Genomic DNA, 23,881 nt, shown 5'->3' with positions numbered 1-23,881 from the left:
GTTTCAAATGATCGTTCCCAAACCTTTGTGATGATCGTTCCCACGCTCCCGCGTGGGAATGCATCCTGTGACGCTCTGCGTCACGCGCCAAAGCGGACGCGGAGCGTCCGGAGCGGCATTCCCACGCAGAGCGTGGGAACGATCAACTAACGATCAACTACATCTTGACCCGATACTCCGTAGGGTTCGGCGGGTCGAGGTTGTCCATGGCGCGGTCGATCAGCAGTTGGGCGCCTTCGGCCATGCGGTAAATCGCCAAGGCGACGTTGCGGCGCGAGCCTTCGATTTCGAAGGCGAGGTCGCCAGCGATGGCTTTGATGGAGGCGATGTCTTCGGAGGCGTTGGCCAGGAGGCTGTCGGTGTCGACGTCGGGGGCGACGATGAAGAGTTGGCCTTTGCGGGCGTCGGCGAGGTGGATCTTGGGTGGGGGCGTGCCCAGGTGGTGGTCGAGGGCGCGTTCGGCGGCTTCGTGGAGTTTTTTCGAATCAGGGGATTCGTAGGGGGAAGTTGCTGGGTCTTCTGGTGGATTCGGTGTGGGCTTGATCATTAGGTGTCTTCCGGTAATTGGAGCTGACACCGTTTCGCTTGCGCTTCGAAAGTGGTGGCAACTGTGCATAGGTGTGCAAGACCGGCCCGGAGATACCAGCAGACCCGAAGGTCTCCCATACACAGTCGCCATAACGATTCGCGAGCATAAAAAAATGCTCGGTCATTAGCCATAACCAATTGTGTTCCAGGGCGGACTTGCACGTCCGTGTCACCGTTTTTTAGTGACAGGGTGAGACTAGCCCTGACTCGCAGGCCAGGATAGTTACCGAACACCGCTACAACTTGAAGGAAATGTCCGAGGACGTGGGAACGCTCAATGAGCACTTCAGGGAGAGATGCACTGAGTTCGATGACCCCATCGCGAGCAGGCTCGCTCCCACACTGGAATGCGGTTCCCTGTGGGAGCGAGCCTGCTCGCGATGGCGATCTAATCAGCGACGCTGTACTTACGCGCCCGGTACGAAATGCTTCTGCGCCGTGCCGCGGGCGATCAGGCGGGAGATGTAGTCGAGCTTTTGCGCGTCCTGGTCAACGAAACGGAAGGTCAGTTGCAGCCAGTCGCTGTCGGGTTTCGGCTCGTGAGCGACGATGGCGTGCAAGTAGCCATTCAGGCGTGCGACTTCGGCGTTGTCGCCCTGCTCCAGGTCGAGCACGGCGCTGTCGAGCACTTGCGGCAGGGTGTCGGTGCGCTTAACCACCAACAAGGCTTCCTTGATGCTCAACGCTTTGATTACGCATGGCTGAGTACCACTGGGCAGGCGCAGTTGACCTTGACCACGACCACCGGCCGGGGCCGCGGACGCCGCTGGTGCCTTGACCGGCGGGCTGTTGAGCAGACCGCGAGAAGGCGCTGCAGCAGGGGCTGGCGCGGCGGCGGGTTTGGCGAACGGATTGACCGCAGCCGCCTTGCCGCCCGTGAGCGCGCTGAGGGAGTCGTTGCCGAACGCCGAATTCATCTTGGTGGGCGCGCTGTTCATCAAGGTGTCGAGTTTGCCGACCTTGTTCAACGCCTGCTTGACCTTGGTCAGCAGCTGCTCGTTGGTGAACGGCTTGCTGACATAGCCGGAAACGCCGGCCTGAATCGCCTGAACCACGTTTTCCTTGTCGCCACGGCTGGTCACCATGACAAACGGCATGCTCTTGAGATTGTCCTGCTCACGGCACCAGGTCAGCAGTTCGAGGCCAGACATTTCCGGCATTTCCCAGTCGCACAGGACCAGGTCGAATGCTTCCTTGGCCAGCATGGCCTGGGCCTTTTTGCCGTTGACGGCATCTTCGGTCCGGATACCCGGGAAGTAGTTGCGCAGGCACTTCTTTACCAGGTCGCGAATAAACGACGCATCGTCCACGACCAACACACTGATCTTGCTCATCCAACACCCCTATAAAAATCCCGGCAAGCATAACGCTGGCTGATGGCACTTTGCCAAAACTCTTCAGTCACGCCGGGACTTTTCGTTCGCGGGTGCTGCTTTTTCATTCGGCGTTTCAATTCGAAAGCCACACAAACAAAAACGCCCGACCACAAGGCCGGGCGCTTTACTTGGGCAATCTTACTTATCGTCAGCTTTGCCCGGAACATTAGCGCTTTCGGCACTTGTGCCTTCAACTTCTTCCTTCATGCGCTTGAGGCCCAGGTGACGGACATCAGTCCCGCGCACCAGGTAAATCACCAGCTCGGAAATATTGCGGGCGTGGTCGCCAATCCGCTCCAGCGAACGCAGCACCCAAATGATGCTCAAGACCCGCGTGATAGAACGCGGATCTTCCATCATGTAGGTCGCCAGTTCGCGCAGGGCGGTCTTGTATTCACGGTCGATGACCTTGTCGTACTGGGCCACCGACAACGCCAGGTCAGCGTCGAAGCGAGCGAAGGCGTCCAGCGCGTCGCGAACCATGTTGCGTACCTGGTCGCCGATGTGACGAACCTCGACGTAGCCACGCGGGGCCTCGCCTTCTTCGCACAGCTGAATGGCACGGCGGGCGATTTTGGTCGCTTCGTCGCCGATGCGCTCCAGATCGATCACCGACTTGGAGATACTGATGATCAAGCGCAAGTCGGACGCGGCCGGCTGACGACGGGCCAGAATGCGCAGGCATTCTTCATCGATGTTGCGTTCCATCTGGTTGATCTGGTCATCGATCTCGCGCACTTGCTGGGCCAGGCCCGAGTCCGCTTCGATCAGTGCAGTGACCGCGTCATTGACCTGCTTCTCGACCAGCCCGCCCATGGCCAGGAGGTGGCTGCGCACTTCCTCGAGCTCAGCGTTGAACTGCTGGGAGATATGGTGGGTAAGGCCTTCTTTACTAATCATGTTGGCGTCCTTGGAGCGTCCGGTAAGGTGCGGTCTACCGCAGCGATGGTTAAGTGAGCAACGCTAGCGACATCCTAGCCATAACGACCGGTGATGTAGTCTTCGGTCTGCTTCTTCGCCGGATTGGTGAACAGGGTATCGGTGTCACCGAATTCCACCAGTTTGCCCATGTACATGAACGCCGTGTAGTCGGAAACCCGCGCGGCCTGTTGCATGTTGTGGGTCACGATGACGATGGTGAACTTGGATTTCAGTTCGTAGATCAGCTCTTCGACTTTCAGCGTCGAGATCGGGTCGAGTGCCGAGCACGGTTCGTCGAGCAGCAGCACTTCCGGCTCGACCGCGATGGTACGAGCGATCACCAGACGTTGCTGCTGACCACCGGACAAGCCCAGGGCCGATTCGTGCAGACGGTCTTTCACTTCATCCCACAGTGCCGCGCCTTTCAACGCCCATTCGACGGCTTCGTCGAGCACGCGCTTTTTGTTGATGCCTTGAATACGTAGGCCGTAGACCACGTTTTCATAAATGGTTTTCGGGAACGGGTTCGGCTTCTGGAACACCATGCCGACGCGACGACGCAGTTCGGCCACGTCTTCGCCCTTGCGGTAGATGTTGTTGCCGTACAGGTTGATCTCGCCTTCGACACGGCAGCCATCGACCAGATCGTTCATCCGGTTGAAGGTGCGTAGCAGCGTCGACTTGCCGCAACCGGACGGACCGATGAACGCGGTCACGCGCTGCTTGGGAATATTCATGCTGACGTCGTACAGCGCTTGTTTGTCGCCGTAGAACAGGCTCAGGCTCGGCACTTCGATGGCCACGGTTTCCTGTGCCAGGTTCAGGCTCTGTTTGTCGCGACCCAGGGCCGACATGTTGATGCCGTGGGTGTGTGTTTCGTGCTGCATGGGAAACTCCCTGTGCTAACAAATTCGGTTCAGTGAACTGCTGGCGTCAGAGCCAGCAGCACATTCAATTTTGGGGACAGCGATCAGCTATCCAACGCTTTGTATTTCTCGCGCAGGTGGTTACGGATCCACACTGCCGACAGGTTGAGCGTCGCGATCACCAGCACCAGCAACAGCGCCGTGGCGTACACCAGCGGCCGTGCGGCTTCGACGTTCGGGCTCTGGAAGCCGACGTCGTAAATATGGAAGCCCAGGTGCATGATTTTCTGGTCGAGGTGCAAGTACGGGTAGTTGCCGTCCACCGGCAGCGACGGCGCCAGTTTCACCACACCCACCAGCATCAGCGGCGCCACTTCACCGGCGGCGCGAGCCACGGCGAGGATCATCCCGGTCATCATCGCCGGGCTGGCCATTGGCAGCACGATCTTCCACAAGGTTTCAGCCTTGGTCGCGCCGAGGGCCAACGAGCCTTCGCGCACGGTGCGAGGAATCCGCGCCAGACCTTCTTCGGTCGCCACGATCACCACCGGCACTGCCAGCAGTGCCAGGGTCAGCGAGGCCCAGAGCAGGCCCGGCGTACCGAACGTCGGCGCCGGCAAGGCTTCAGGGAAGAACAACCGGTCAACCGAGCCGCCGAGTACGTAAACGAAGAAGCCCAGACCGAACACGCCATAAACGATCGCCGGAACGCCCGCCAGGTTGTTCACCGCGATACGGATCAACCGGGTCATCGGCCCCTGGCGTGCATATTCACGCAGGTAGACCGCTGCCAGTACGCCGAACGGGGTGACGATCATCGCCATGATCAGGGTCATCATCACGGTGCCGAAGATTGCCGGGAAGATCCCGCCTTCGGTGTTGGCTTCACGCGGGTCGTCGCTCAGGAACTCCCAGACCTTTTTGAAGTAGAAGCCCATTTTGGTCAGGTAGCTCATCGCGTTCGGCTGATAGGCGTGAACCACTTTGCCGATGCCGATTTCGATCTCTTTGCCGTTGGCATCGCGAGCCGTCAGGCTGTCGCGGTTGAACTGCGTGTGCAGGTCGCTCAAGCGCGCTTCGACATCTTTATAACGGGCGTTCAGTTCAGCGCGTTCGGCGTCCATGTCGGCCTGCGCGGTCGCGTCGAGCTTACCTTCCAGCTCCAGCTTGCGGCCGTGCAGGCGAATACGTTCGAGGCCGGCGTTGATCGCACCGATGTCGGTTTTTTCCAGGCTCTTGAGCTGCGCTGCCAGCCCGTTGACCCGGTCCACCCGCGCTTGCAGCTCCGGCCAGGCCGCTTCGCCTTCAGCGATGACCTTGCCGTCCTGTTTGACGTTGAGCAGGTAGCCGTAGAAGTTGCCCCACTCGCGGCGCTCGATGGTCATCAGTTCACGCGGCGTGCTCTGGTCGGTCAGCCACTCGCCGACGATCCAGGTGAAGTCATTGCCGTTGATGTCACGGTTACCGACCTTGATCAGCTCGCGGGTCATGAATTCCGGACCTTGGTCCGGCACTGGCAAGCCCGCGGTTTTCAGACGCTCACGCGGTACTTCTTCCTTCTGCACCACTTCGCCGATGACGACATGGTTGGCCTGGCCCGGCACGTTGTAACTGGCGTGCATCAGGTCTGCCGGCCAGAAGTGGCCCAGACCGCGCACGGCAATCACCGCCAGCAAACCAATGGTCATGATGACCGCGATGGACACCGCGCCACCGCTGATCCAGACGCCGGGGGCGCCGCTCTTGAACCATCCTTTCAGGGAGTTCTGTTTCACAGACTTCTACCTTTCTTAAAGCGACGAGTATTTCTTGCGCAGACGCTGACGGATCAGCTCCGCGAGGGTGTTCATGATGAAGGTGAACAACAGCAGCACCAGCGCCGACAGGAACAGCACGCGGTAGTGGCTGCCGCCGACTTCCGATTCGGGCATCTCTACCGCGACGTTGGCGGCCAGGGTGCGCAGACCTTCGAACAGGTTCATTTCCATGACCGGGGTGTTACCGGTGGCCATCAGCACGATCATGGTTTCCCCGACCGCACGGCCCATGCCGATCATCAGTGCCGAGAAAATGCCCGGGCTGGCGGTCAGGATCACTACGCGGGTCATGGTCTGCCATGGCGTAGCGCCGAGGGCCAGGGAGCCCAGCGTCAGGCCGCGCGGCACGCTGAACACGGCGTCTTCGGCGATCGAGTAGATGTTCGGGATCACCGCAAAGCCCATGGCCAGACCCACCACCAGTGCATTGCGCTGGTCGTAGGTGATGCCCAGGTCATGGGAGATCCACATGCGCATGTCGCCGCCGAAGAACCAGGTTTCCATGTACGGGCTCATGTACAGCGAGAGCCAGCAGACGAAAATGATCACCGGGATCAGGATCGCGCTTTCCCAGCCGTCCGGCACTTTCAGGCGAATCGACTCGGGCAGGCGACTGAAGATGAAGCCGGCGACCAGAATGCCGATCGGCAAGAGCATCAGCAGGCTGAAAATGCCCGGCAAATGCCCTTCCACATACGGCGCGAGAAACAGGCCGGCAAAGAAGCCGAGGATCACCGTCGGCATCGCTTCCATCAATTCGATGACCGGTTTCACCTTGCGGCGCATGCCCGGCGCCATGAAGTACGCAGTGTAGATCGCCGCAGCAACCGCCAGCGGTGCGGCCAGCAGCATCGCGTAGAACGCGGCTTTCAGCGTACCGAAGGTCAGTGGCGAAAGGCTCATCTTGGGTTCGAAGTCGGTGTTGGCTGCGGTCGATTGCCAGACGTATTTAGGCTCGTCGTAGTTTTCGTACCAGACCTTGCTCCACAACGCGCTCCACGAGACTTCCGGGTGCGGGTTGTCGAGCAGCAGCGGTTGCAGTTTGCCGCCCTGCTCCACAATGATCCGGTTGGCACGCGGCGACAGGCCGAAGAGGCCCGCGCCATCCACCACCTGGTTCACCAGCAAGGTGCGGTGGGCAGTGCTGTGGAATACGCCAAGCTTGCCGGACGTGTCGAGGGCGACGAAGCCTTTGCGACGTTCTTCGGCGGTGATTTCAACGATCGGCGTGGTGCCCATCTGGAAGGTGCGGATCTGTTTCAGTCGTTGCTCGCCATCGGTATCGCGAGCCATGAACCACTGGGCCAGACCACCCTTGGAGTCGCCGATGATCAGCGAAATACCGCCCACCAGTTGAGTACTGGCGGTCACTTGCGCTTCGCCGTCATCCAGCAGTTTGTAGCGACCGTTGAGGCTCTTGTCGCTCAGGCTGAAGACGTCGGCCTGGGCACGGCCGTTGACCACGTACAGCCACTGCTGACGCGGGTCGACGAAGATGTTCTTCACCGGCTCGGTCATTTGCGGCAGCTCGATACGCTTCTGCTCGTTGGTGACCTCACCGGTCATCATGTTTTCTTCGCTGCTCAGCGACAGCACGTGCAATTGCGAACCGGTAGAGCCGGCGAGCAGCAGGGTCGAGTCGGTCGCATTGAGGCTGACGTGCTCCAGGGCACCGCCCTGCTCGTTCAGTGCGATCGGCGTTTCGCCGTACGGGAATTCGATGGCCGGCGAGATGGTTTTCTTGCCTTCCGGGTAACTGACTTTATAGGTGTGACGGAACACCAGCGCCTGACCGTTGGACAAACCCACGACAACCAGCGGATGGCCGGGCTGGTCTTTACCAATGGCGGTTACGCTGGTGCCGGCCGGGATCGGCAGGTCAATGCGGCTTAGCTCGGCGCCACTGTCGACGTCGAAAAACAGCGCCTGGCCCTTGTCGGAAACCCGCATGGCGACCTGGTTCTGTTCTTCGAGGGAGATCATCAGCGGTTTGCCGGCGTCTTGCATCCAGGCCGGAGTGATTGCGTCCTTGGGAGTCAGGCTGGCGCCCTGAAACAGTGGTGCGACAACGTAGCCAAGGAAGAAGAAGATCAGCGTGATCGCACCGAGGACGGCGAGTCCGCCGACGAAAACGTACCAGTGGGTCAGGCGATCCTTGAGCGCGCGGATGCGGCGCTTGCGTTGTAGCTCCGGCGTATTGAAGTCAATGCGCTTGGGGGGATTGGTAGTCATGGTGGAATTGGCCAGATCAGTCATGCGCACACCCTAGCGATCCTGTATGACAGAAAGATGACAATGCAGTGACGCAACAAATCCGCCGCCCGTGTGAACTGGCAGCGGACAGAAATTTGGGGGTGTAGGAGCCGGCTCGCCGGCAGTGCAATCGACTGGGTCGACGGGCTCACCGCGGTGAGGCCATTCACCGCCGAGCCGGCTCCTACTGAGTCAGGACTTCAGCCCTGACTCAGGGTTTTACTTTTTTGCGACTTCAGCGCCGCCTTCCTGCAGACCCAGGTCAGCCAGTGCCTTGGCGGCAACTTTGGCTGGCAGTGGGATGTAGCCGTCTTTCACGACAACTTCCTGACCCTGTTTGGACAGAACCAGTTTCACGAACTCGGCTTCCAGCGGGGCCAGAGGCTTGTTCGGAGCTTTGTTGACGTAAACGTAGAGGAAACGCGACAGCGGGTATTTGCCGTTCAGGGCGTTTTCTTCGCTGTCTGCGATGTAGTCAGTGCTGCCTTTCTTGGCCAGAGCCACAGTCTTCACGCTAGCAGTTTTGTAGCCGATGCCCGAGTAACCGATACCGTTCAGCGAAGAGCTGATCGATTGCACGACCGAAGCCGAGCCTGGTTGTTCGTTGACGTTTGGCTTGTAGTCGCCTTTGCACAGGGCTTCTTCTTTGAAGTAGCCATACGTGCCGGATACCGAGTTACGACCGAACAGTTGAACCGGCTTGTTGGCCAGGTCGCCGGTCACGCCCAGGTCGCCCCAGGTTTTGACTTCTGCTTTAGCGCCGCACAGACGAGTCGAGGAGAAGATCGCGTCGACTTGTTCCATGGTCAGGTGCTGGATCGGGTTGTCCTTATGCACGAACACGGCCAGGGCATCCACGGCAACCGGGATAGCGGTTGGCTTGTAGCCGTACTTCTGTTCGAAGGCCGCCAGTTCGGTGTCCTTCATCTTGCGGCTCATGGGACCTAAGTTGGAGGTGCCTTCAGTCAACGCAGGTGGCGCGGTGGCGGAACCAGCGGCCTGAATCTGGATGTTTACGTTCGGGTATTCTTTTTTGTAGTTCTCAGCCCACAGGGTCATGAGGTTGGCCAGGGTATCGGAACCGACGCTGGACAGGTTGCCCGAAACACCAGTGGCTTTGGTATAAGCCGGAATGGCTGGGTCTACACCAGCGGCTACCGCGTTGGCAGTTGCAACGCCAGCAGCGACAAACGTCATTGCCGCCATCAAACGCTTCAGTTTCATGCCTTACTCCTAGCAAATAGGGTGTGTTAAGTCGGGGCCAAGTATCGGCAGGCCGTGTGAACACTCTATGACTTGAATATGACAATTAGATGAAAGGCCAGCATTTGGCGCTTGATCGTTCCCATGCTCTGCGTGGGAACGATCATTCAGTGAGTTAGCGGTTGTTCTTCCAGAGGTAACCACCCACCAGAATCCCGATGCTGCAAATGATCGCCACATAATAGGCAGGCCCCAGCGGGCTTTCCTTGAGCAGCAGGGTGACGACCATCGGGGTCAGGCCGCCGAAGATCGCGTAAGCCAGGTTGTAGGAAAACGACAGGCCGCTGAAGCGCACCACGGCCGGGAACGCCTTGACCATCACGAATGGCACCGCGCCGATGGTGCCGACAAACAGGCCGGTCAGCGCGTACAGCGGGAATAGCCAGTCGGGGTGATCGAACAGGCTGTGGTAGAAAGTCCAGGACGTCGCCAGCAGCGCTGCGCTGCCAAACACGAACACCCGGCCAGCGCCGAAGCGATCCGCCAGCGCGCCGGAGATCACACAGCCCAGGCTCAGGCACACGATGGCCACGCTATTGGCTTGCAGCGCAGTCGTGGCCGAGAAGTGATAAATGGTTTGCAGCACGGTCGGGGTCATCAGAATGACCACGATGATCCCGGCCGACAGCAACCAGGTCAGCAGCATCGAGATGGCGATGGCGCCGCGATGGTCACGCAGCACCGCACGCAGCGGCACCTCTTCGGCCAGCGCCTTGCGCAGTTGCAGCTCGGCGAACACTGGGGTTTCGTGCAGCCAACGGCGCAGGTAGACCGAGAACAGGCCGAACACACCGCCGAGCAGGAACGGGATACGCCAGGCGTAATCGGCCACCTGTTCAGGGGTATAGAGGCTGTTGATCGCGGTGGCAACCAGCGAGCCAAGCAGGATGCCCGCGGTCAGGCCGCACGTCAGCGTGCCGCAGGCGTAGCCGATGTGCCGCTGTGGCACGTGTTCGGAAACGAATACCCAGGCCCCCGGCACTTCACCGCCAATCGCCGCGCCCTGGATCACCCGCATCAGCAGCAACAGGATCGGCGCCCACAGGCCGATCTGCGCATAAGTCGGCAGCAGGCCCATGATCAGCGTCGGTACGGCCATCATGAAAATGCTCAGGGTGAACATTTTCTTGCGCCCCAGCAGGTCGCCAAAGTGCGCCATGACGATGCCGCCCAGTGGCCGCGCCAGGTAACCGGCGGCAAAGATACCGAAGGTCTGCATCAGCCGCAGCCACTCGGGCATGTCCGCCGGGAAGAACAACTTGCCAACGACCGTGGCGAAGAACACGAAGATGATGAAGTCGTAAAACTCCAGTGCGCCGCCCAAGGCGGAAAGCGACAGTGTCTTGTAATCGTTACCGGTCAAGGGGCGCGCAGGTTGCGCGGGTGACGCTATGCTCGATGGCGCGGTGGTCATGGCAAGGGCTTCTCTTATAGTCAGATCCGCAACCCCAACAACGCTGGCAGGGGCTTGGGCAGGTTCGGCACGATAGCAAATTGTTCGAAAAAGCACAGGAAAGCGAGTATTTGGCAGTCAAAATGAGAACCCGATGGTCGTCTCGGAGTCTACCGACCGATATACTCGCAACCGTGCAACACTTTGTAAGGGGTTGCTGTGCGAAAACGTCGTTGGCCTTTGTCAGCCGGTTTCGCAGAGTTTCCCTTTAGCACGCCTTATGGAAAACGTGACGAACGTAGTATGTTCGGGGCTGAATCGTTTTTCCCAGGACGGCTATTCACCCGCTACATATTCCAAGAGTCACGGCTCAGAGGCACCCCCGGCATGATAGAGCTCGAACAAGAAGATCCTATTCCGCAAGGCGATCTGGCCCTGCAAATCACCGCGCTTCCCCGCGAAACCAACGGCTTTGGCGATATATTCGGCGGCTGGCTGGTGTCTCAGATGGATTTGGCCGGTACGGCGATGGCCAGCAAGGTCGCGGGCGGACGTGTCGCCACCGTGGCGATCGATCGCATGGCCTTCCTGGTGCCGGTCGCTGTGGGCGCGCAGCTGTCCTTCTATACCCAGGCAACGGAAATCGGCCGTAGCTCGATCAAGATGATGGTCGAGGTCTGGAGCGACGATCCACTGTCCAGCGAATGGCGTAAAGTCACTGAGGCGGTGTTCGTGTTCGTCGCCATCGATGGCAGCGGCCGCACCCGCTCGGTTCCACCCAGAGCTCGTTAAACCGGGCGAGCGTTAAACCCGGCGGCCGCTTTACGGTCCATTGACGTCATTGATCCTGAACGAGATGCGCAACATGCCGACTCCCAACGTTGAAGCCGTAAAACTGGATGAACTGAACTGCTGGCGCATCCGCCACGGTCAGGCCGAATTGCTGGTGGCCCAGCAAGGCGCGCACATCCTCAGTTATCAACTGGCCGGGCAACCGCCGCTGATCTGGCTCAACGATGAGGCGGTGTTCAAAACCGGCAAAAGCATCCGCGCCGGTGTTCCGGTGTGCTGGCCATGGTTTGGCAACCTGGACCGCAATCCGCCGAGCGTTCAGGCAATGCGCGTCAGCAACGAAGCGCCGACCGCCCACGGTTTAGTACGGACGATGGACTGGGAACTGGGTGCGATTGAAGCCGAAGGCGAAAGCCTGAAGGTCGAGTTCGTCCTCCCCTACCTCGAAGGCGGCTTGCCGGGTTGGCCGTATCCGGTGGATCTGAAACTGAGCATTCGCCTGGATGAGCAACTGCATATCAACCTGACCAGCCAAAACCAGGGCAGTACCCCCGTCACCATCAGCCAGGCGCTGCACAGCTATTACGCGGTCAGCGATGTACGCAACGTGCACGTCGAAGGCCTGGACGGGCTGAGCTACATCGAAACCCTGGATAACTGGAAAACCGTCACTCAGAACGGCGACCTGCGTTTTGCCGGGGAAACCGACCGGATCTACCTGAATACACCGGCGCAATTGAGCATCGTCGATCCTGCCTGGGAACGGCGCATCGAGCTGACCAGCAGCGGCTCGCGCTCGGCGGTGATCTGGAACCCGTGGATTGCGCGCTCAGCGCAGTTCAGTGACATGGCCGACGATGGCTGGCAGCGCATGCTGTGCATCGAAACGGCGAATGTGATGGATGACGTCGTGACCCTGGCGCCGGGGGCGAGTCATACGCTGGGCGTGAGCATCGCCAGCAAACCGCTATAGAGACACTGCGGACAATTGTGGCGAGGGAGCTTGCTCCCTCGCCACAGCTTCTGTGCAAGCCTTTCCTTACAAATCCGACTCTTTGACCGCCCGCACTTTATCCGCATCCAGTGCATAGGCCGCATCGGCCAGGTCGTTGTTGACCTTCTCGATCTTCAGCGTGCCGGTGACCCACAGCGGTGTGTAGATATCGTCCAGCTTCAAGCCCTTCGGATAGCGCACCAGCACCAATTGGTTAGGCGGTGGTGGCGGCACGTGGATGCAGGCGCCCGGGTAAGGCACCAGGAAGAACAGCGTGCTGCGACCCTTGGCATCGGTTTCCAGCGGCACGGGATACCCGCCGATGCGGATGTTCTTGTCGTTCATCGACGCCACGGTCTTGGTCGAATACATCACCGCTGGCAAGCCCTTGCTCTGCTTCAGGCCACCCTTGTCGGTAAAGGTGCCGTTGGCTTCGGGCGAGTTGTGGTCGATTTCAGGCATGGCCTCAAGGGCTTTCTGATCCGACTTGGGCATCAGTTCAAGCCAGTCGGTTTCCGGCAGTTCGCCGGCATGAGCCAGGCCAGTGCCCAGCAATAAGAGAGTCAGCAGAAGACGGCGCATGAAATGTGCTCGGCAAAGGGGAGTCAGTAAATCGTCGAGCATTCTAGCCCCCTCTGCCCGTGCGGCAGAGAGGGCTTTGTCGCTTGAATCAGGTGTTTTTCTTGATCAGACCGTAGATCACCAGCAAAACAATCGCGCCCACCAGTGCACCCAAGAAACCCGCGGCTTGCCCAGGTTCATAGATATGGAGCGCCTGACCACCGTAAGTCGCGGCCAGCGAACCGCCGATGCCGAGCAGGATGGTCATGATCCAGCCCATGCTGTCGTCACCTGGCTTCAGGAAACGAGCCAGCAGGCCAACGATCAATCCGATGAAGATGGTTCCAATAATGTGCATGGCGTTTCCCTCTGAATGATGTAGGTATGCCGAAGCCTAGCCAGACTTTGGCATCCTGCCATCAGAGATCGGCGGCGACCGAAGGTTCCATCGCCGCCAGATGAAACTATTCGCTGATCAGCGCTTCGACCTTTAGGATCTGCTGCGCGAGCGTCTCCCTGTCGGCGCAGCGCAGGTTGGCGTGACCAACCTTGCGGCCGACCTTGAACGCCTTGCCGTAGTGGTGCAGATGGCAATCAGCGATGGCGATGACCTTCTCGACCGGCGGGACGACGCCGATGAAGTTGAGCATCGCGCTCTCGCCGACCTTGGCGGTCGAACCCAGCGGTAGGCCGGCCACGGCGCGCAGGTGGTTTTCGAACTGGCTGCACTCGGCGCCTTCAGTGGTCCAGTGCCCGGAGTTGTGTACACGCGGGGCAATTTCGTTGGCCTTGAGGCCACCGTCGACTTCGAAGAACTCGAACGCCATCACGCCGACATAGTCCAGCTGCTTGAGCACACGACTGGAGTAATCCTCGGCCAAGGCTTGCAGCGGGTGGTCGGTGCTGGCCACGGACAGTTTGAGAATGCCGCTGTCGTGGGTGTTGTGGACCAACGGGTAGAACTTCGTTTCACCATCGCGAGCGCGCACGGCGATCAGCGAGACTTCGCCGGTGAACGGCACGAAGCCTTCCAGCAAGCAGGCCACACTGCCCAACTCGGCGAAGGTGCCGACCACATCGGCCGGTGTGCGCAGGACTTTCTGGCCCTTGCCGTCGTAACCCAGGGTGCGGGTTTTCAGCACGGCGGGCAGGCCGATGGTGGCAACCGCGGCTTCCAGATCGGCTTGCGAGTGGATATCGGCGAAAGCCGGGGTCGGAATACCCAGGTCCTTGAACAGGCTCTTTTCGAACCAGCGATCGCGGGCGATGCGCAGCGCTTCGGCACTCGGGTAAACCGGGACGAATTGCGACAGGAAGGCCACGGTTTCGGCCGGGACGCTTTCGAACTCGAAGGTCACCAGATCGACTTCATCGGCCAACTGGCGCAGGTGATCCTGATCGCCGTAATCGGCCCGCAGGTGTTCGCCCAGCGCGGCTGCGCAGGCATCCGGCGCGGGGTCCAGAAAAGCGAAGTTCATTCCCAGCGGCGTACCTGCCAGGGCCAACATGCGACCCAACTGGCCGCCACCGATTACACCGATCTTCATCGTCAACAACCTCAGGCGATGCGTGGGTCTGGATTGTCCAGGACGCTGTCTGTCTGCTCAGCACGGAAGGTTTTCAGCACCGCGTGGAATTGCGGGTGCTTGGCGCCCAGAATACTCGCCGACAGCAGCGCGGCGTTGATCGCACCCGCCTTGCCGATGGCCAGGGTGGCAACCGGAATACCTGCAGGCATCTGCACGATCGACAGCAGCGAATCGACGCCCGAAAGCATCGACGACTGCACCGGCACGCCCAGTACCGGCAGGTGGGTCTTGGCCGCACACATGCCAGGCAAGTGGGCCGCGCCGCCGGCACCGGCGATAATCACCTCGATGCCACGGGCCTCGGCCTCTTCGGCGTACTGGAACAGCAGGTCCGGGGTGCGGTGGGCAGAGACCACTTTCACCTCGTAAGGGATGCCGAGCTTTTCCAGCATATCGGCGGTGTGGCTAAGGGTGGACCAATCGGACTTGGAGCCCATGATCACGCCAACCAGTGCGCTCATCGTCGTGCCTCTTCTCTCTGGGCGCCCGCAGGCGCGTCAAAAAACAACAAGCCACGCAAATGCGTGGCTTGATTGTACGAATTAGTTTCGAGTTAAAACTGCCTGCGCTCAATCATGCAGCGTTAAAAACAATCTCGAAATGCTCATTGGCTAAAGCCAACTCCGCTTTCTCGCTTGTTTTTGCCTTGCCTGATCTTCGCTCGGCGAGTTTTACCTTCGAAACCTGGCCAGTCAAACCGGCCGAAGGCCGCGCAGTATACCTCAATGAAGCAGATAAACAGCCCCCCGCGCGACCATCTGTCATACGGCGCAAAGTGCCGGTTTTATTGACCTGAAGGTCAATCCAATACAACACGAATCCCACACTGAATCTTCAGAGTCTCAAGGGGTTTGCGCGGCGCTGCCTTCCAGCTTGCGCCACAACAGCCTTACATTGGCCTTGCGCACCAGCGCGCAGCGGTACAGGCGAATCTCCAGTGGCACGTGCCATTGCGGGCCACCGCAGACCACCAGCTCGCCGCGCGCCAGTTCGGCACGCACGCTGAGCTGCGGCACCCAGGCAATGCCCAACCCTTCCAGCGCCATGCTTTTCAGGCTGTCGGCCATGGCGGTTTCATAAATGGTGGTGAAGCGCAGCGCACGCTGGCGCAGCAGCATGTTCACCGAACGGCCGAGAAAAGCCCCGGCGCTGTAGGCCAGCAGCGGCACGCTGGCCTCGCCTTCGAGGTCGAATAGCGGTTTGCCGTCGGCATCGGCCGCGCAGACCGGGAGCATTTCGGTGTCGCCCAGGTGCAGTGACGGGAAAATCTCCGGGTCCATTTGCATGGCCGCATCCGGGTCATAAAACGCCAGCATCAGATCGCAGCCGCCTTCGCGCAACGCATGGACGGCGTCGCCGACGTTGGTCGCCACCAGCCGCGTGGCAATGTTCAGGCCTTCATTGCGCAGTTGTGCGATCCAGCGCGGAAAGAAACCCAGGGCCAGGGAGTGAGCGGCAGAGACTTGTATCACTTCGCCCTGCCCGCCTTCGAGGTGATGCAAATGCCGCAATACTTCGCCGAGTTGCTCGACCACCGTACGCGCCGTGACCAGAAACAGCTGACCCGCCGCCGTCAGCTCGATGGGTGTGCGCGAGCGATTGACCAGAGTCAGCCCCAACGCGGCTTCCAGGCTGCGGATCCGCCGGCTGAATGCCGGCTGAGTCACGAAGCGCCGTTCGGCGGCCTGCGAAAAGCTGCGGGTGGCGGCCAGGGCACTAAAGTCCTCGAGCCATTTGCTTTCCAGATTCATCACGTCCTCCCGGACACGCACCAATTTAGGTCACACGTTCACCGCACACACGGCGTCACACAGACATTATGCCGAATGTGCATAGGGCAGTGCTTAACAGCATTGGCCCAAAATTTTCCACAAGCCTAGCATCCGTAGCGTTCCGGCACAGACCGGGTCCATATCGAGATGATTTCTATCATGTCTTCCGCTGCATCTTTCCGCACAGAAAAAGACCTGCTTGGCGTACTCGAAGTACCAGCTCAAGCGTATTACGGCATCCAGACCCTGCGAGCGGTGAACAACTTCCGTCTCTCCGGCGTTCCGATTTCGCATTACCCGAAGCTGGTTGTGGGTCTGGCAATGGTCAAGCAGGCTGCTGCTGACGCCAACCGCGAGCTGGGTCACCTGAGCGATGTCAAGCACGCTGCCATCAGCGAAGCCTGTGCCCGTCTGATCCGCGGCGATTTCCACGAAGAGTTCGTGGTGGACATGATTCAAGGCGGCGCTGGCACTTCAACCAACATGAATGCCAACGAAGTCATCGCCAACATCGCGCTGGAGGCCATGGGCCACAGCAAGGGCGAATACCAATACCTGCACCCGAACAACGACGTGAACATGGCGCAGTCGACCAACGACGCCTACCCGACGGCCATCCGCCTGGGTCTGCTGTTGGGTCACGACGCCCTGCTGGCCAGCCTCGACAGCCTGATCCAGTCGTTCGCGGCCAAAGGTGAAGAATTCAGCCACGTTCTGAAGATGGGTCGTACCCAACTGCAAGACGCTGTGCCGATGACCCTTGGCCAGGAATTCCGCGCCTTCGCCACCACCCTGAGCGAAGACCTGGCACGCCTGAAGACACTGGCACCGGAACTGCTGACCGAAGTGAACCTGGGCGGCACCGCGATCGGTACCGGCATCAACGCCGACCCGCGTTACCAGCACCTGGCTGTTCAGCGCCTGGCACTGATCAGCGGTCAACCGCTGGTACCGGCCGCCGACCTGATCGAAGCGACTTCCGACATGGGCGCCTTCGTGCTGTTCTCCGGCATGCTCAAACGCACCGCGGTCAAGCTGTCGAAGATCTGCAACGACTTGCGCCTGCTGTCCAGCGGCCCACGCACCGGCATCAACGAAATCAACCTGCCAGCGCGTCAGCCAGGCAGCTCGATCATGCCAGGCAAGGTCAACCCGGTTATTCCTGAAGCCGTTAACCAGGTGGCCTTCCAGATCATCGGTAACGACCTGGCCCTGACCATCGCGGCCGAAGGCGGCCAGCTGCAACTGAACGTGATGGAGCCGTTGATCGCCTTCAAGATCTTCGACTCGATCCGCCTGCTGCAACGCGCCATGGACATGCTGCGCGAGCACTGCATCGTCGGCATCACCGCCAACGAAGCCCGCTGCCGTGAACTGGTCGAGCACTCGATCGGTCTGGTCACCGCGCTGAACCCGTACATCGGCTATGAAAACGCCACCCGCATCGCCCGTATCGCTCTTGAAAGCGGCCGCGGCGTGCTGGAACTGGTGCGCGAAGAAGGCTTGCTCGACGACGCCATGCTCGCCGACATCCTGCGCCCGGAAAACATGATTGCTCCGCGTCTGGTACCACTGAAAGCCTAACGCTGTTGTAACTGCTCACCAGGTCGAGGGACTAGACACCTCTCACCTTTTGAGGGCCTGGAGATCATTCTCCAGGCCCTTTTTTTTAGATTCTTTGCGGGTTCGACGGTGTATGTCGTACCTGCGCGATTTCTGTAGGAGTACGGCTTGCAAGCCATATTCCTACATGAAAAAAGGCTTCGTTTCGTCGCTCGCACCACAACCGTGCAGACGGACGTCACTTGGATAGGTATAGTGCCGCCCCTCTTCGTATGAGTGGTCGTCGGTAGCGAGGCCAAAACACATGCGGAACCCGAACTAATAACAAACCCGCGATATGGATCCGGAACGAACATCGCCCCATCCGTTGTGCCGTGCACAAACCGGTGTAACGCGGTGTTTCAGACCGCCAACAATCGCCTAAACAAAAAACAGCGAGGAATACTCCATGCTCGAAGTCATCAACGACTTCCTCTCAGGGAAAGTACTGATCGTGCTCATTGTCGGGCTCGGTAGCTACTTCACGATCCGCTCGCGTTTCGTCCAATTGCGTCACTTCCTACACATGTTCTCGGTCTTCAAGGACAGCCTGCGTAACAGCAGCGAGCAACTCAGCTCGTTCCAGGCCCTGATGCTCAGCCTCGCCGGCCGCGTCGGCGCAGGCAATATCGCGGGTGTCGGCATCGCCGTGACCCTCGGTGGCCCGGGCGCAGTGTTCTGGATGTGGGTGACTGCACTGGTCGGCATGTCCAGCAGCTTCTTCGAATGCTCCCTCGGCCAGCTCTACAAGCGCTGCGACTCCGAAGGCCAATTCCGTGGCGGCCCGTCCTACTACATCCAGCATGGCCTGAAGAAACGCTGGCTGGGCATGATCATGGCGTTCCTGCTGTTGGTCACGTTCGGCTTCGCCTTCAACGGCCTGCAATCGCATGCGGTAACGCACTCGCTGAATAACGCCTTTGGCCTCGACACCACCTACACCGGCCTGGGCCTGGCGGTGCTGTTGGGCCTGGTGTTCATCGGCGGGATCAAGCGGATCGCCAAAGTGGCCGACCTGCTGGTACCGGTGAAGACCCTGGTCTACATCGGCGTGACTATCTACGTGATCGTGCTGCAATTCGACCACGTACCGGGCATGCTGATAACCATCGTCAAGAGCGCCTTCGGTCTGGACCAGGCCTTCGGCGGCCTGATCGGCAGCGCCATCGTCATGGGCGTGAAGCGCGGCGTGTTCGCCAACGAAGCCGGCCTGGGCAGTGCGCCTAACGTCGCAGCCGTGGCTTCGGTCGAGCACCCGGTCGCACAAGGCGTGGTTCAGGCGTTCAGCGTGTTCCTCGACACCTTCGTGATCTGCACCTGCACTGCATTGCTGATCTTGCTGTCGGGCTTCTACACACCAGGCTTCGAAGGTGACGGCATTGCCCTGACCCAGAACTCCCTGGCCGCCGTAGTCGGTGATTGGGGCCGGATGTTCATCAGCGTCGCGCTGGCGTTGTTCGTGTTCACCTCGATCCTCTACAACTACTACCTGGGCGAGAGCAACCTGCGCTTCCTGATCGGTGAAAATCGCAAGGTGCTGATCGGCTACCGCGCAATGGTACTGGCGTTGATCTTCTGGGGTGCGATCGAAAACCTCGGGACGGTGTTCGCGTTCGCCGACATCACCATGACCCTGCTCGCGTTCGTCAACCTGATCGCGCTGTTCCTGCTGTTCAACGTCGGCATGCGCATCCTGAATGACTACGACGCTCAACGCCGCGCCGGGATCAAGACGCCAGTGTTCGACTCCAGCAAATTCCCGGACCTGGACCTGGACCTCAAAGCCTGGCCAGCCAACCCGCCAGCCGCCGCTCCGAAAGCCGAAGCCGAGTCGCAAGGCGTGACCGCAGCGCAACGCTGATCGGTTAAAACCGGGCGCATCCCCTGCGCCCGACGTGACACAGCGTGCGACCGGCGTCATGCTCGGTCGTACGCTGTCATCGTTCAGGAGACCCCACATGATTCCCGCAACTTATCCTGCTGCGCAGCACGTCATGGTGCTCTACACCGGTGGCACCATTGGCATGCAAGCCAGCGCCAACGGCCTGGCCCCGGCGTCCGGTTTCGAAGCCCGGATGCGCGATTACCTGCACAGCCAGCCTGATCTGGTGGTGCCGAACTGGCGCTTCCGAGAAATGACCCCGCTGATCGACAGCGCCAACATGACCCCGGCCTACTGGCAGCGCCTGCGTGACGCGGTCATCGAAGCGGTCGAAGTCGACGGCTGCGATAGCGTGCTGATCCTGCACGGTACCGACACCCTGGCCTACAGCGCCGCCGCCATGAGTTTTCAATTGCTTGGCCTGAATGCACGAGTGCTGTTTACCGGTTCCATGCTGCCGGCCGGCGTGCCTGACAGCGATGCCTGGGAAAACCTCGGCGGTGCACTGGTCGCCCTCGGCCAAGGCCTGGCACCGGGCGTGCAGTTGTACTTCCATGGCGAGCTGCTGGACCCGACCCGCTGCGCGAAGATTCGCAGCTTCGGTCGGCACCCGTTTGCCCGCCTGCAACGCCAGGGCGGAGGCGTCAAAGCACCTGCTCTGCCGGCTGCGCTTGAGTACCGTCAGAGCAAGCAACTGGCCAAGGTCGGCGTGCTGCCACTGTTTCCAGGAATCGGCGCGGAACAGCTCGATGGCGTGCTGAACAGCGGCGTCCAGGGTCTGGTGCTGGAATGCTTCGGCAGCGGCACCGGGCCGAGTGACAACCCCGAGTTTCTCGCCAGCCTTGCGCGTGCGCGGGATCAGGGGATCGTGGTGGTCGCGATCACCCAATGCCATGAAGGCGGGGTTGAGCTGGATGTCTACGAGGCCGGCAGTCGCTTGCGTGGCGTGGGCGTGTTGTCCGGCGGCGGCATGACCCGTGAAGCCGCGTTTGGCAAATTGCATGCGCTGTTGGGTGCAGATCTGGACACGGCAGAGGTTCGACGGCTTGTAGAGCTCGACTTTTGCGGCGAACTTAGCTGACACCACACAAAACCCTGTCGCTTGATCGTTCCCACGCTCTGCGTGGGAACGATCTTTACAGGGTCGTCATTGGGCACACAACTTGCTCCCCTTCCAGCACTCCCAAGCTGGAATCACCCATGCTCCACTCCCACCTCACCACCCTCAACGCCGTTTCCCTGGTGCTCAACGCCTTCAAGGCCGATGGGCTTTCAAGTGAGGCGCTGTTGGCCGGCAGCGGTATCAGCGCCGCTGATCTGAGCCGCGCCGACACGCGAATCACCACCAACCAGGAAATGCAGGTCTGCGCCAACGCAGTCGCGCTCAAGCGTGACATTGGCCTGGAACTGGGCCGGCGGATGCACGTTTCGTCCTACGGCATACTCGGTTATGCCCTGCTCACCAGTGCCACCTTCGGTGACGCTTTGCGCCTGGCGCTGCGCTATCCGGCGCTGTTGGGAACACTGTTCGAGCTAAGCCTTGAGGAAGATGGCGACCGAATCTGGTTCGCCGCCGCCGATTACCGGGAAAATCCGGCGCTGGCGGTGTTCAATGCCGAGTTCTGCCTGGTCTCGTTGAAAGTCATCTGCGACGACCTGCTCGGTCATCCCCTGCCGCTGCTGGGTGCCCGTTTCGAACATTCGGCACCGGATTATCAGGCCAGCTACACCACGCACTTTGATTGCCCCCTGCGCTTTGACAGCACCGATAACGCCTTCGCCTTCGACAAACACTGGCTGGACCAACCCTTGCCGCTCGCCGACACCATCACCCACCAGGCCATGGCCGAACGCTGTCGCAAGCACAACACGGAATTCACTGGGCGCCAGGCGTGGCTGGGGCGGATCCGCCAACTGCTCGCCGCCCAACTCGACGCCGCGCCAGGCCTTGAAGGCTTGGCCGAACAGATGAACTGCTCGGCGCGGACTCTGCGTCGACACCTGAAGGACCTGGGGTGCAGCTATCAGGAATTGCTCGACGAACTGCGCTTTGAACGTGCCAAGCAGATGCTGTACGAAGACCAACTGCCGATCTACCGCATCGCCGAGGCGCTGGGATTCAGCGAGACCGCAAGCTTGCGCCATGCGTTTGTGCGCTGGAGCGGCGTGGCACCGAGTCAGTTCAGGCCTTGAGATAAAGCAGGCGCAGTGGACGACGCTGAACTACATTACGCAGCCCAATCATGTTGTCGGTGTTCCTGCTTGATGCCCCTTCCTCGTCGCTGCACACGCTTTGCCTTGCTGGCCCTGCTGCTCAACCTGCCCGTGGTGGCGCAAGCGATTGAACTGGACTGGTTTGGGCTACCCCCTCAAGCCGTGGTTGATGCGCCTGAATACAAGGCCATCATCGTTCCCACGGCCGTCACGGAGAGTGCGACGGGCATATCACCGCCCTTGGTCGGCTTGCTCAGTGAGTACCGCGGTTTGTTTTACCTCAACGTTTATCGCGATGAAAATTATCGGGAGCGCGCGTATAAATTTGGCCCGATACCGCTGATGACGACGGAAGAATTTCGCTACTGCACCAAGAGCCAGGACAATCTTGTCATGAGCCGTAGCGCCACTCATATCGAGTTGGCACCCGGCATCGCAATGAACGAACTGAGTTTTGAATGTGGACGTAACGGCTGGGAAACCCGGCGTTACCTGTTGGTCGACAGCCGCCAACCGGGTACGCCGCTACTGGCTATCGGGCGCTTTTCAAACGATCAGCACCTGGTGTTCCAGGCGTTGCAAGCGACCCTCCCGCAGGTTTCAGACGCCTGGCTCAAGGCGCTCGAATCCGCGCGACCGGCGATGCTGTACCACGTCCCGGAAACGCCATTCAGCTTCAGCGTGGTCGACCAGCCCTACGTAGCCGAAGACGGCGCGAAACGCCTCCGCGAGCTGCACCAGCAACTGAGTAAAGACAAGGACAAAGGCCCGGGCCTGAAGAATGTCGAAGAGTTGTTTATCAACACTGACTTTCGCCTTGTCGGTGCCGACCAGAAAGACTTTGCCGGGCTGCTCAATGACATCGCGTTCTGGCGAAGTGCAACCAAACCGGACAACGTCACCACGAACTTGTTCAAGGAAGTCGTCCGCCGCGACCCTCAACGCGTCCCGATCTACCTGAACATGGCAGACCTGTACTGGTCCCGGTATGAGAAATTTCCCGAGTACACCACCAGCCTGGCCCCAGCACTGGAGTACTACCGGATTTACTGCGGCCTGCGCCTGGCGCGCAACATGAGTATTCCTGAGCGGGTCCTGGAAAGACTGAGCATCACCCAAGGCGACCCAAAAATCTGCAAGGCTCAATGGCCGCTGCTGCAAGCGGTGGACGCTCAGGATGAAACCCGCGTACGCAGTCTGCTGGACGCCGGCATGCCTGCCGACACCCAAGGCGAAGACGGGCGCAGTGCGCTGCTTCATGCGCTGGACAAGCCCAACTTTGCAATCGCCCGTTTGCTGCTGGAACACGGTGCGAAAACTCAAGGTATCAACGGTAGCGAGCCCGTGGTGATGCAGGCGCTGAACAAGGATCGTCGCGAAAGCAAAGACCCGGAGAAGGCCCGGCGCCTGCAATTCTTGCTTGAGGCGGGAGCCGCCATCGACGAAACCAATGTCGACGGTGAAACCGTGCTGATGCAACACGCCACGGTGATGGATTCCGACCTTTTCACCTGGCTGCTCAAGTACCCTCAAAACCTTGACCTGCGAGATAAAAAACAGGGGGAATCGGCGCTCTATCGGACCATCGAAAGCGGTGCCTACCCCGCTGCTGTACTGCTGGTCAAAAGCGAAGTGCAACTCAATGCGGGTTATCGAGAAGGCCGCTGCAACAGCAATGAAGAAGTACTCGAACCGGCATTGCTGCGCTTGGCCCGAGCGAGCGGGTCGAGCGGAATTGACCCTGTCGTCTACCAGCAACAGACGCTGGAACTGTTCACGCTGATGCTGGAAAAAGGCGCCGACCCTCGCGCCGGTCATCAGTGCAAGGGCGACAACCTGGAAGTCACGCGTTTCTGGCTGAAACAACGCAAACGTGACGACATGCTGCAAGTGCTGCAACGCTACTTCCCGGAAGAGGCAGGCGCCACGCCAAGCGCGTAAGTATCTTGTCGCCCCGAACCGGGGCGTCACCGCGCCAACAAGGGGCGAATTTCGGTC

Annotated in this window: 21 protein-coding genes; 8 read left to right on the top strand and 13 right to left on the bottom strand. The window is 60.1% G+C overall.

Annotation, left to right across the window (positions count from 1 at the left end; translation table 11 throughout):
* Positions 1 to 157 precede the first annotated feature (157 nt).
* The 8 genes from FPT12_RS18820 to FPT12_RS18780 form a co-directional block, all read right to left on the bottom strand.
* Positions 158 to 547, bottom strand: coding sequence for a DUF6124 family protein (locus tag FPT12_RS18820; protein ID WP_145018388.1), 390 nt, complete (start codon positions 545 to 547; stop codon positions 158 to 160).
* A 448-nt stretch (positions 548 to 995) separates the two neighbouring features.
* Positions 996 to 1,922 carry a response regulator gene (locus tag FPT12_RS18810; protein ID WP_145018382.1) on the bottom strand — a complete coding sequence of 309 codons (927 nt, stop codon included), beginning with the start codon at positions 1,920 to 1,922 and terminating at the stop codon, positions 996 to 998.
* A gap of 180 nt (positions 1,923 to 2,102) precedes the next feature.
* The gene (gene phoU, locus FPT12_RS18805) at positions 2,103 to 2,864 is read right to left on the bottom strand and encodes a phosphate signaling complex protein PhoU (RefSeq protein ID WP_145018379.1); all 762 of its coding nucleotides are present in this window, start codon (positions 2,862 to 2,864) and stop codon (positions 2,103 to 2,105) included.
* A gap of 74 nt (positions 2,865 to 2,938) precedes the next feature.
* A complete protein-coding gene (pstB, locus tag FPT12_RS18800; RefSeq protein ID WP_019694309.1) occupies positions 2,939 to 3,772 on the bottom strand; it encodes a phosphate ABC transporter ATP-binding protein PstB in 834 nt (277 codons plus the stop codon).
* An 83-nt stretch (positions 3,773 to 3,855) separates the two neighbouring features.
* Positions 3,856 to 5,526, bottom strand: coding sequence for a phosphate ABC transporter permease PstA (gene pstA / locus FPT12_RS18795; RefSeq protein ID WP_145018376.1), 1,671 nt, complete (start codon positions 5,524 to 5,526; stop codon positions 3,856 to 3,858).
* Positions 5,527 to 5,541: 15 nt separating this feature from the next.
* A complete protein-coding gene (locus FPT12_RS18790; protein ID WP_145018373.1) occupies positions 5,542 to 7,824 on the bottom strand; it encodes an ABC transporter permease subunit in 2,283 nt (760 codons plus the stop codon).
* Positions 7,825 to 8,040: 216 nt separating this feature from the next.
* Positions 8,041 to 9,045, bottom strand: a complete 1,005-nt coding sequence (locus tag FPT12_RS18785) for a phosphate ABC transporter substrate-binding protein PstS (protein WP_054594764.1) — start codon at positions 9,043 to 9,045, stop codon at positions 8,041 to 8,043.
* A gap of 154 nt (positions 9,046 to 9,199) precedes the next feature.
* The gene (locus FPT12_RS18780; RefSeq protein WP_145018370.1) at positions 9,200 to 10,498 is read right to left on the bottom strand and encodes an MFS transporter; all 1,299 of its coding nucleotides are present in this window, start codon (positions 10,496 to 10,498) and stop codon (positions 9,200 to 9,202) included.
* 366 nt (positions 10,499 to 10,864) lie between these two features.
* On the opposite strand from FPT12_RS18780, the gene FPT12_RS18775 reads away from it, so the two are divergent.
* Positions 10,865 to 11,269 carry an acyl-CoA thioesterase gene (locus tag FPT12_RS18775; protein ID WP_019694314.1) on the top strand — a complete coding sequence of 135 codons (405 nt, stop codon included), beginning with the start codon at positions 10,865 to 10,867 and terminating at the stop codon, positions 11,267 to 11,269.
* A 73-nt stretch (positions 11,270 to 11,342) separates the two neighbouring features.
* Complete coding sequence (locus FPT12_RS18770; RefSeq protein WP_145018367.1) at positions 11,343 to 12,242, top strand: D-hexose-6-phosphate mutarotase; 900 nt, start codon at positions 11,343 to 11,345, stop codon at positions 12,240 to 12,242.
* A gap of 66 nt (positions 12,243 to 12,308) precedes the next feature.
* Here the strand turns inward: FPT12_RS18770 and FPT12_RS18765 are convergent, their stop codons facing one another.
* The 4 genes from FPT12_RS18765 to purE all read right to left on the bottom strand — a co-directional run bounded on the left by FPT12_RS18765 (position 12,309) and on the right by purE (position 14,874).
* Positions 12,309 to 12,845 carry a DUF3299 domain-containing protein gene (locus FPT12_RS18765; RefSeq protein ID WP_145018364.1) on the bottom strand — a complete coding sequence of 179 codons (537 nt, stop codon included), beginning with the start codon at positions 12,843 to 12,845 and terminating at the stop codon, positions 12,309 to 12,311.
* Positions 12,846 to 12,933: 88 nt separating this feature from the next.
* Positions 12,934 to 13,182 (bottom strand): GlsB/YeaQ/YmgE family stress response membrane protein, encoded by a 249-nt coding sequence (locus tag FPT12_RS18760; RefSeq protein WP_123584420.1) that lies wholly within the window; start codon positions 13,180 to 13,182, stop codon positions 12,934 to 12,936.
* 106 nt (positions 13,183 to 13,288) lie between these two features.
* On the bottom strand, positions 13,289 to 14,371 hold the full coding sequence (locus FPT12_RS18755; RefSeq protein ID WP_145018361.1) for a 5-(carboxyamino)imidazole ribonucleotide synthase: 1,083 nt from the start codon (positions 14,369 to 14,371) through the stop codon (positions 13,289 to 13,291).
* A gap of 11 nt (positions 14,372 to 14,382) precedes the next feature.
* The gene (purE, locus tag FPT12_RS18750; RefSeq protein WP_019694319.1) at positions 14,383 to 14,874 is read right to left on the bottom strand and encodes a 5-(carboxyamino)imidazole ribonucleotide mutase; all 492 of its coding nucleotides are present in this window, start codon (positions 14,872 to 14,874) and stop codon (positions 14,383 to 14,385) included.
* Positions 14,875 to 14,933: 59 nt separating this feature from the next.
* Between purE and FPT12_RS18745 the strand changes: the two genes are divergently transcribed.
* Positions 14,934 to 15,209 carry a hypothetical protein gene (locus FPT12_RS18745; RefSeq protein ID WP_145018358.1) on the top strand — a complete coding sequence of 92 codons (276 nt, stop codon included), beginning with the start codon at positions 14,934 to 14,936 and terminating at the stop codon, positions 15,207 to 15,209.
* A gap of 46 nt (positions 15,210 to 15,255) precedes the next feature.
* On the opposite strand, the gene FPT12_RS18740 is transcribed toward FPT12_RS18745, so the two are convergent.
* On the bottom strand, positions 15,256 to 16,164 hold the full coding sequence (locus tag FPT12_RS18740) for a LysR substrate-binding domain-containing protein (RefSeq protein WP_145018355.1): 909 nt from the start codon (positions 16,162 to 16,164) through the stop codon (positions 15,256 to 15,258).
* A 180-nt stretch (positions 16,165 to 16,344) separates the two neighbouring features.
* Between FPT12_RS18740 and FPT12_RS18735 the strand changes: the two genes are divergently transcribed.
* From FPT12_RS18735 to FPT12_RS18715, 5 genes are all read left to right on the top strand, one after another.
* A complete protein-coding gene (locus FPT12_RS18735; protein WP_103314797.1) occupies positions 16,345 to 17,769 on the top strand; it encodes an aspartate ammonia-lyase in 1,425 nt (474 codons plus the stop codon).
* 427 nt (positions 17,770 to 18,196) lie between these two features.
* Positions 18,197 to 19,648, top strand: a complete 1,452-nt coding sequence (locus FPT12_RS18730) for a sodium:alanine symporter family protein (protein ID WP_145018352.1) — start codon at positions 18,197 to 18,199, stop codon at positions 19,646 to 19,648.
* A gap of 97 nt (positions 19,649 to 19,745) precedes the next feature.
* Entirely contained in the window at positions 19,746 to 20,750 is a 1,005-nt protein-coding gene (locus tag FPT12_RS18725) for an asparaginase (protein ID WP_145018349.1), read from the top strand.
* A gap of 119 nt (positions 20,751 to 20,869) precedes the next feature.
* The gene (locus tag FPT12_RS18720) at positions 20,870 to 21,862 is read left to right on the top strand and encodes an AraC family transcriptional regulator (RefSeq protein WP_145018346.1); all 993 of its coding nucleotides are present in this window, start codon (positions 20,870 to 20,872) and stop codon (positions 21,860 to 21,862) included.
* A gap of 72 nt (positions 21,863 to 21,934) precedes the next feature.
* Positions 21,935 to 23,824: an ankyrin repeat domain-containing protein gene (locus FPT12_RS18715; protein ID WP_145018345.1), complete on the top strand. Its 1,890-nt coding sequence runs from the start codon at positions 21,935 to 21,937 to the stop codon at positions 23,822 to 23,824.
* Positions 23,825 to 23,881 lie beyond the last annotated feature (57 nt).

Source organism: Pseudomonas sp. H3(2019) (genome assembly GCF_007713465.1).
Lineage (GTDB): Bacteria > Pseudomonadota > Gammaproteobacteria > Pseudomonadales > Pseudomonadaceae > Aquipseudomonas.
Note: the sequence above shows the minus strand (reverse complement) of the source record. Positions and strands in the feature narration are given on the sequence as shown.

Excerpts from the sequence above, each read along its gene's own strand:
- FPT12_RS18730 (WP_145018352.1), top strand. The coding sequence starts at position 18,197 with ATGCTCGAAGTCATCAACGACTTCCTCTCAGGGAAAGTACTGATCGTG.
- FPT12_RS18820 (WP_145018388.1), bottom strand. The coding sequence starts at position 547 with ATGATCAAGCCCACACCGAATCCACCAGAAGACCCAGCAACTTCCCCC.
- FPT12_RS18745 (WP_145018358.1), top strand. The coding sequence starts at position 14,934 with ATGCGTGGCTTGATTGTACGAATTAGTTTCGAGTTAAAACTGCCTGCG.
- FPT12_RS18720 (WP_145018346.1), top strand. The coding sequence starts at position 20,870 with ATGCTCCACTCCCACCTCACCACCCTCAACGCCGTTTCCCTGGTGCTC.
- FPT12_RS18760 (WP_123584420.1), bottom strand. The coding sequence starts at position 13,182 with ATGCACATTATTGGAACCATCTTCATCGGATTGATCGTTGGCCTGCTG.
- FPT12_RS18810 (WP_145018382.1), bottom strand. The coding sequence starts at position 1,922 with ATGAGCAAGATCAGTGTGTTGGTCGTGGACGATGCGTCGTTTATTCGC.
- FPT12_RS18790 (WP_145018373.1), bottom strand. The coding sequence starts at position 7,824 with ATGACTGATCTGGCCAATTCCACCATGACTACCAATCCCCCCAAGCGC.
- purE (WP_019694319.1), bottom strand. The coding sequence starts at position 14,874 with ATGAGCGCACTGGTTGGCGTGATCATGGGCTCCAAGTCCGATTGGTCC.
- pstB (WP_019694309.1), bottom strand. The coding sequence starts at position 3,772 with ATGCAGCACGAAACACACACCCACGGCATCAACATGTCGGCCCTGGGT.
- phoU (WP_145018379.1), bottom strand. The coding sequence starts at position 2,864 with ATGATTAGTAAAGAAGGCCTTACCCACCATATCTCCCAGCAGTTCAAC.
- FPT12_RS18785 (WP_054594764.1), bottom strand. The coding sequence starts at position 9,045 with ATGAAACTGAAGCGTTTGATGGCGGCAATGACGTTTGTCGCTGCTGGC.
- FPT12_RS18725 (WP_145018349.1), top strand. The coding sequence starts at position 19,746 with ATGATTCCCGCAACTTATCCTGCTGCGCAGCACGTCATGGTGCTCTAC.
- FPT12_RS18735 (WP_103314797.1), top strand. The coding sequence starts at position 16,345 with ATGTCTTCCGCTGCATCTTTCCGCACAGAAAAAGACCTGCTTGGCGTA.
- FPT12_RS18765 (WP_145018364.1), bottom strand. The coding sequence starts at position 12,845 with ATGCGCCGTCTTCTGCTGACTCTCTTATTGCTGGGCACTGGCCTGGCT.
- FPT12_RS18755 (WP_145018361.1), bottom strand. The coding sequence starts at position 14,371 with ATGAAGATCGGTGTAATCGGTGGCGGCCAGTTGGGTCGCATGTTGGCC.
- FPT12_RS18780 (WP_145018370.1), bottom strand. The coding sequence starts at position 10,498 with ATGACCACCGCGCCATCGAGCATAGCGTCACCCGCGCAACCTGCGCGC.
- FPT12_RS18770 (WP_145018367.1), top strand. The coding sequence starts at position 11,343 with ATGCCGACTCCCAACGTTGAAGCCGTAAAACTGGATGAACTGAACTGC.
- FPT12_RS18740 (WP_145018355.1), bottom strand. The coding sequence starts at position 16,164 with ATGAATCTGGAAAGCAAATGGCTCGAGGACTTTAGTGCCCTGGCCGCC.
- FPT12_RS18775 (WP_019694314.1), top strand. The coding sequence starts at position 10,865 with ATGATAGAGCTCGAACAAGAAGATCCTATTCCGCAAGGCGATCTGGCC.
- FPT12_RS18715 (WP_145018345.1), top strand. The coding sequence starts at position 21,935 with ATGCCCCTTCCTCGTCGCTGCACACGCTTTGCCTTGCTGGCCCTGCTG.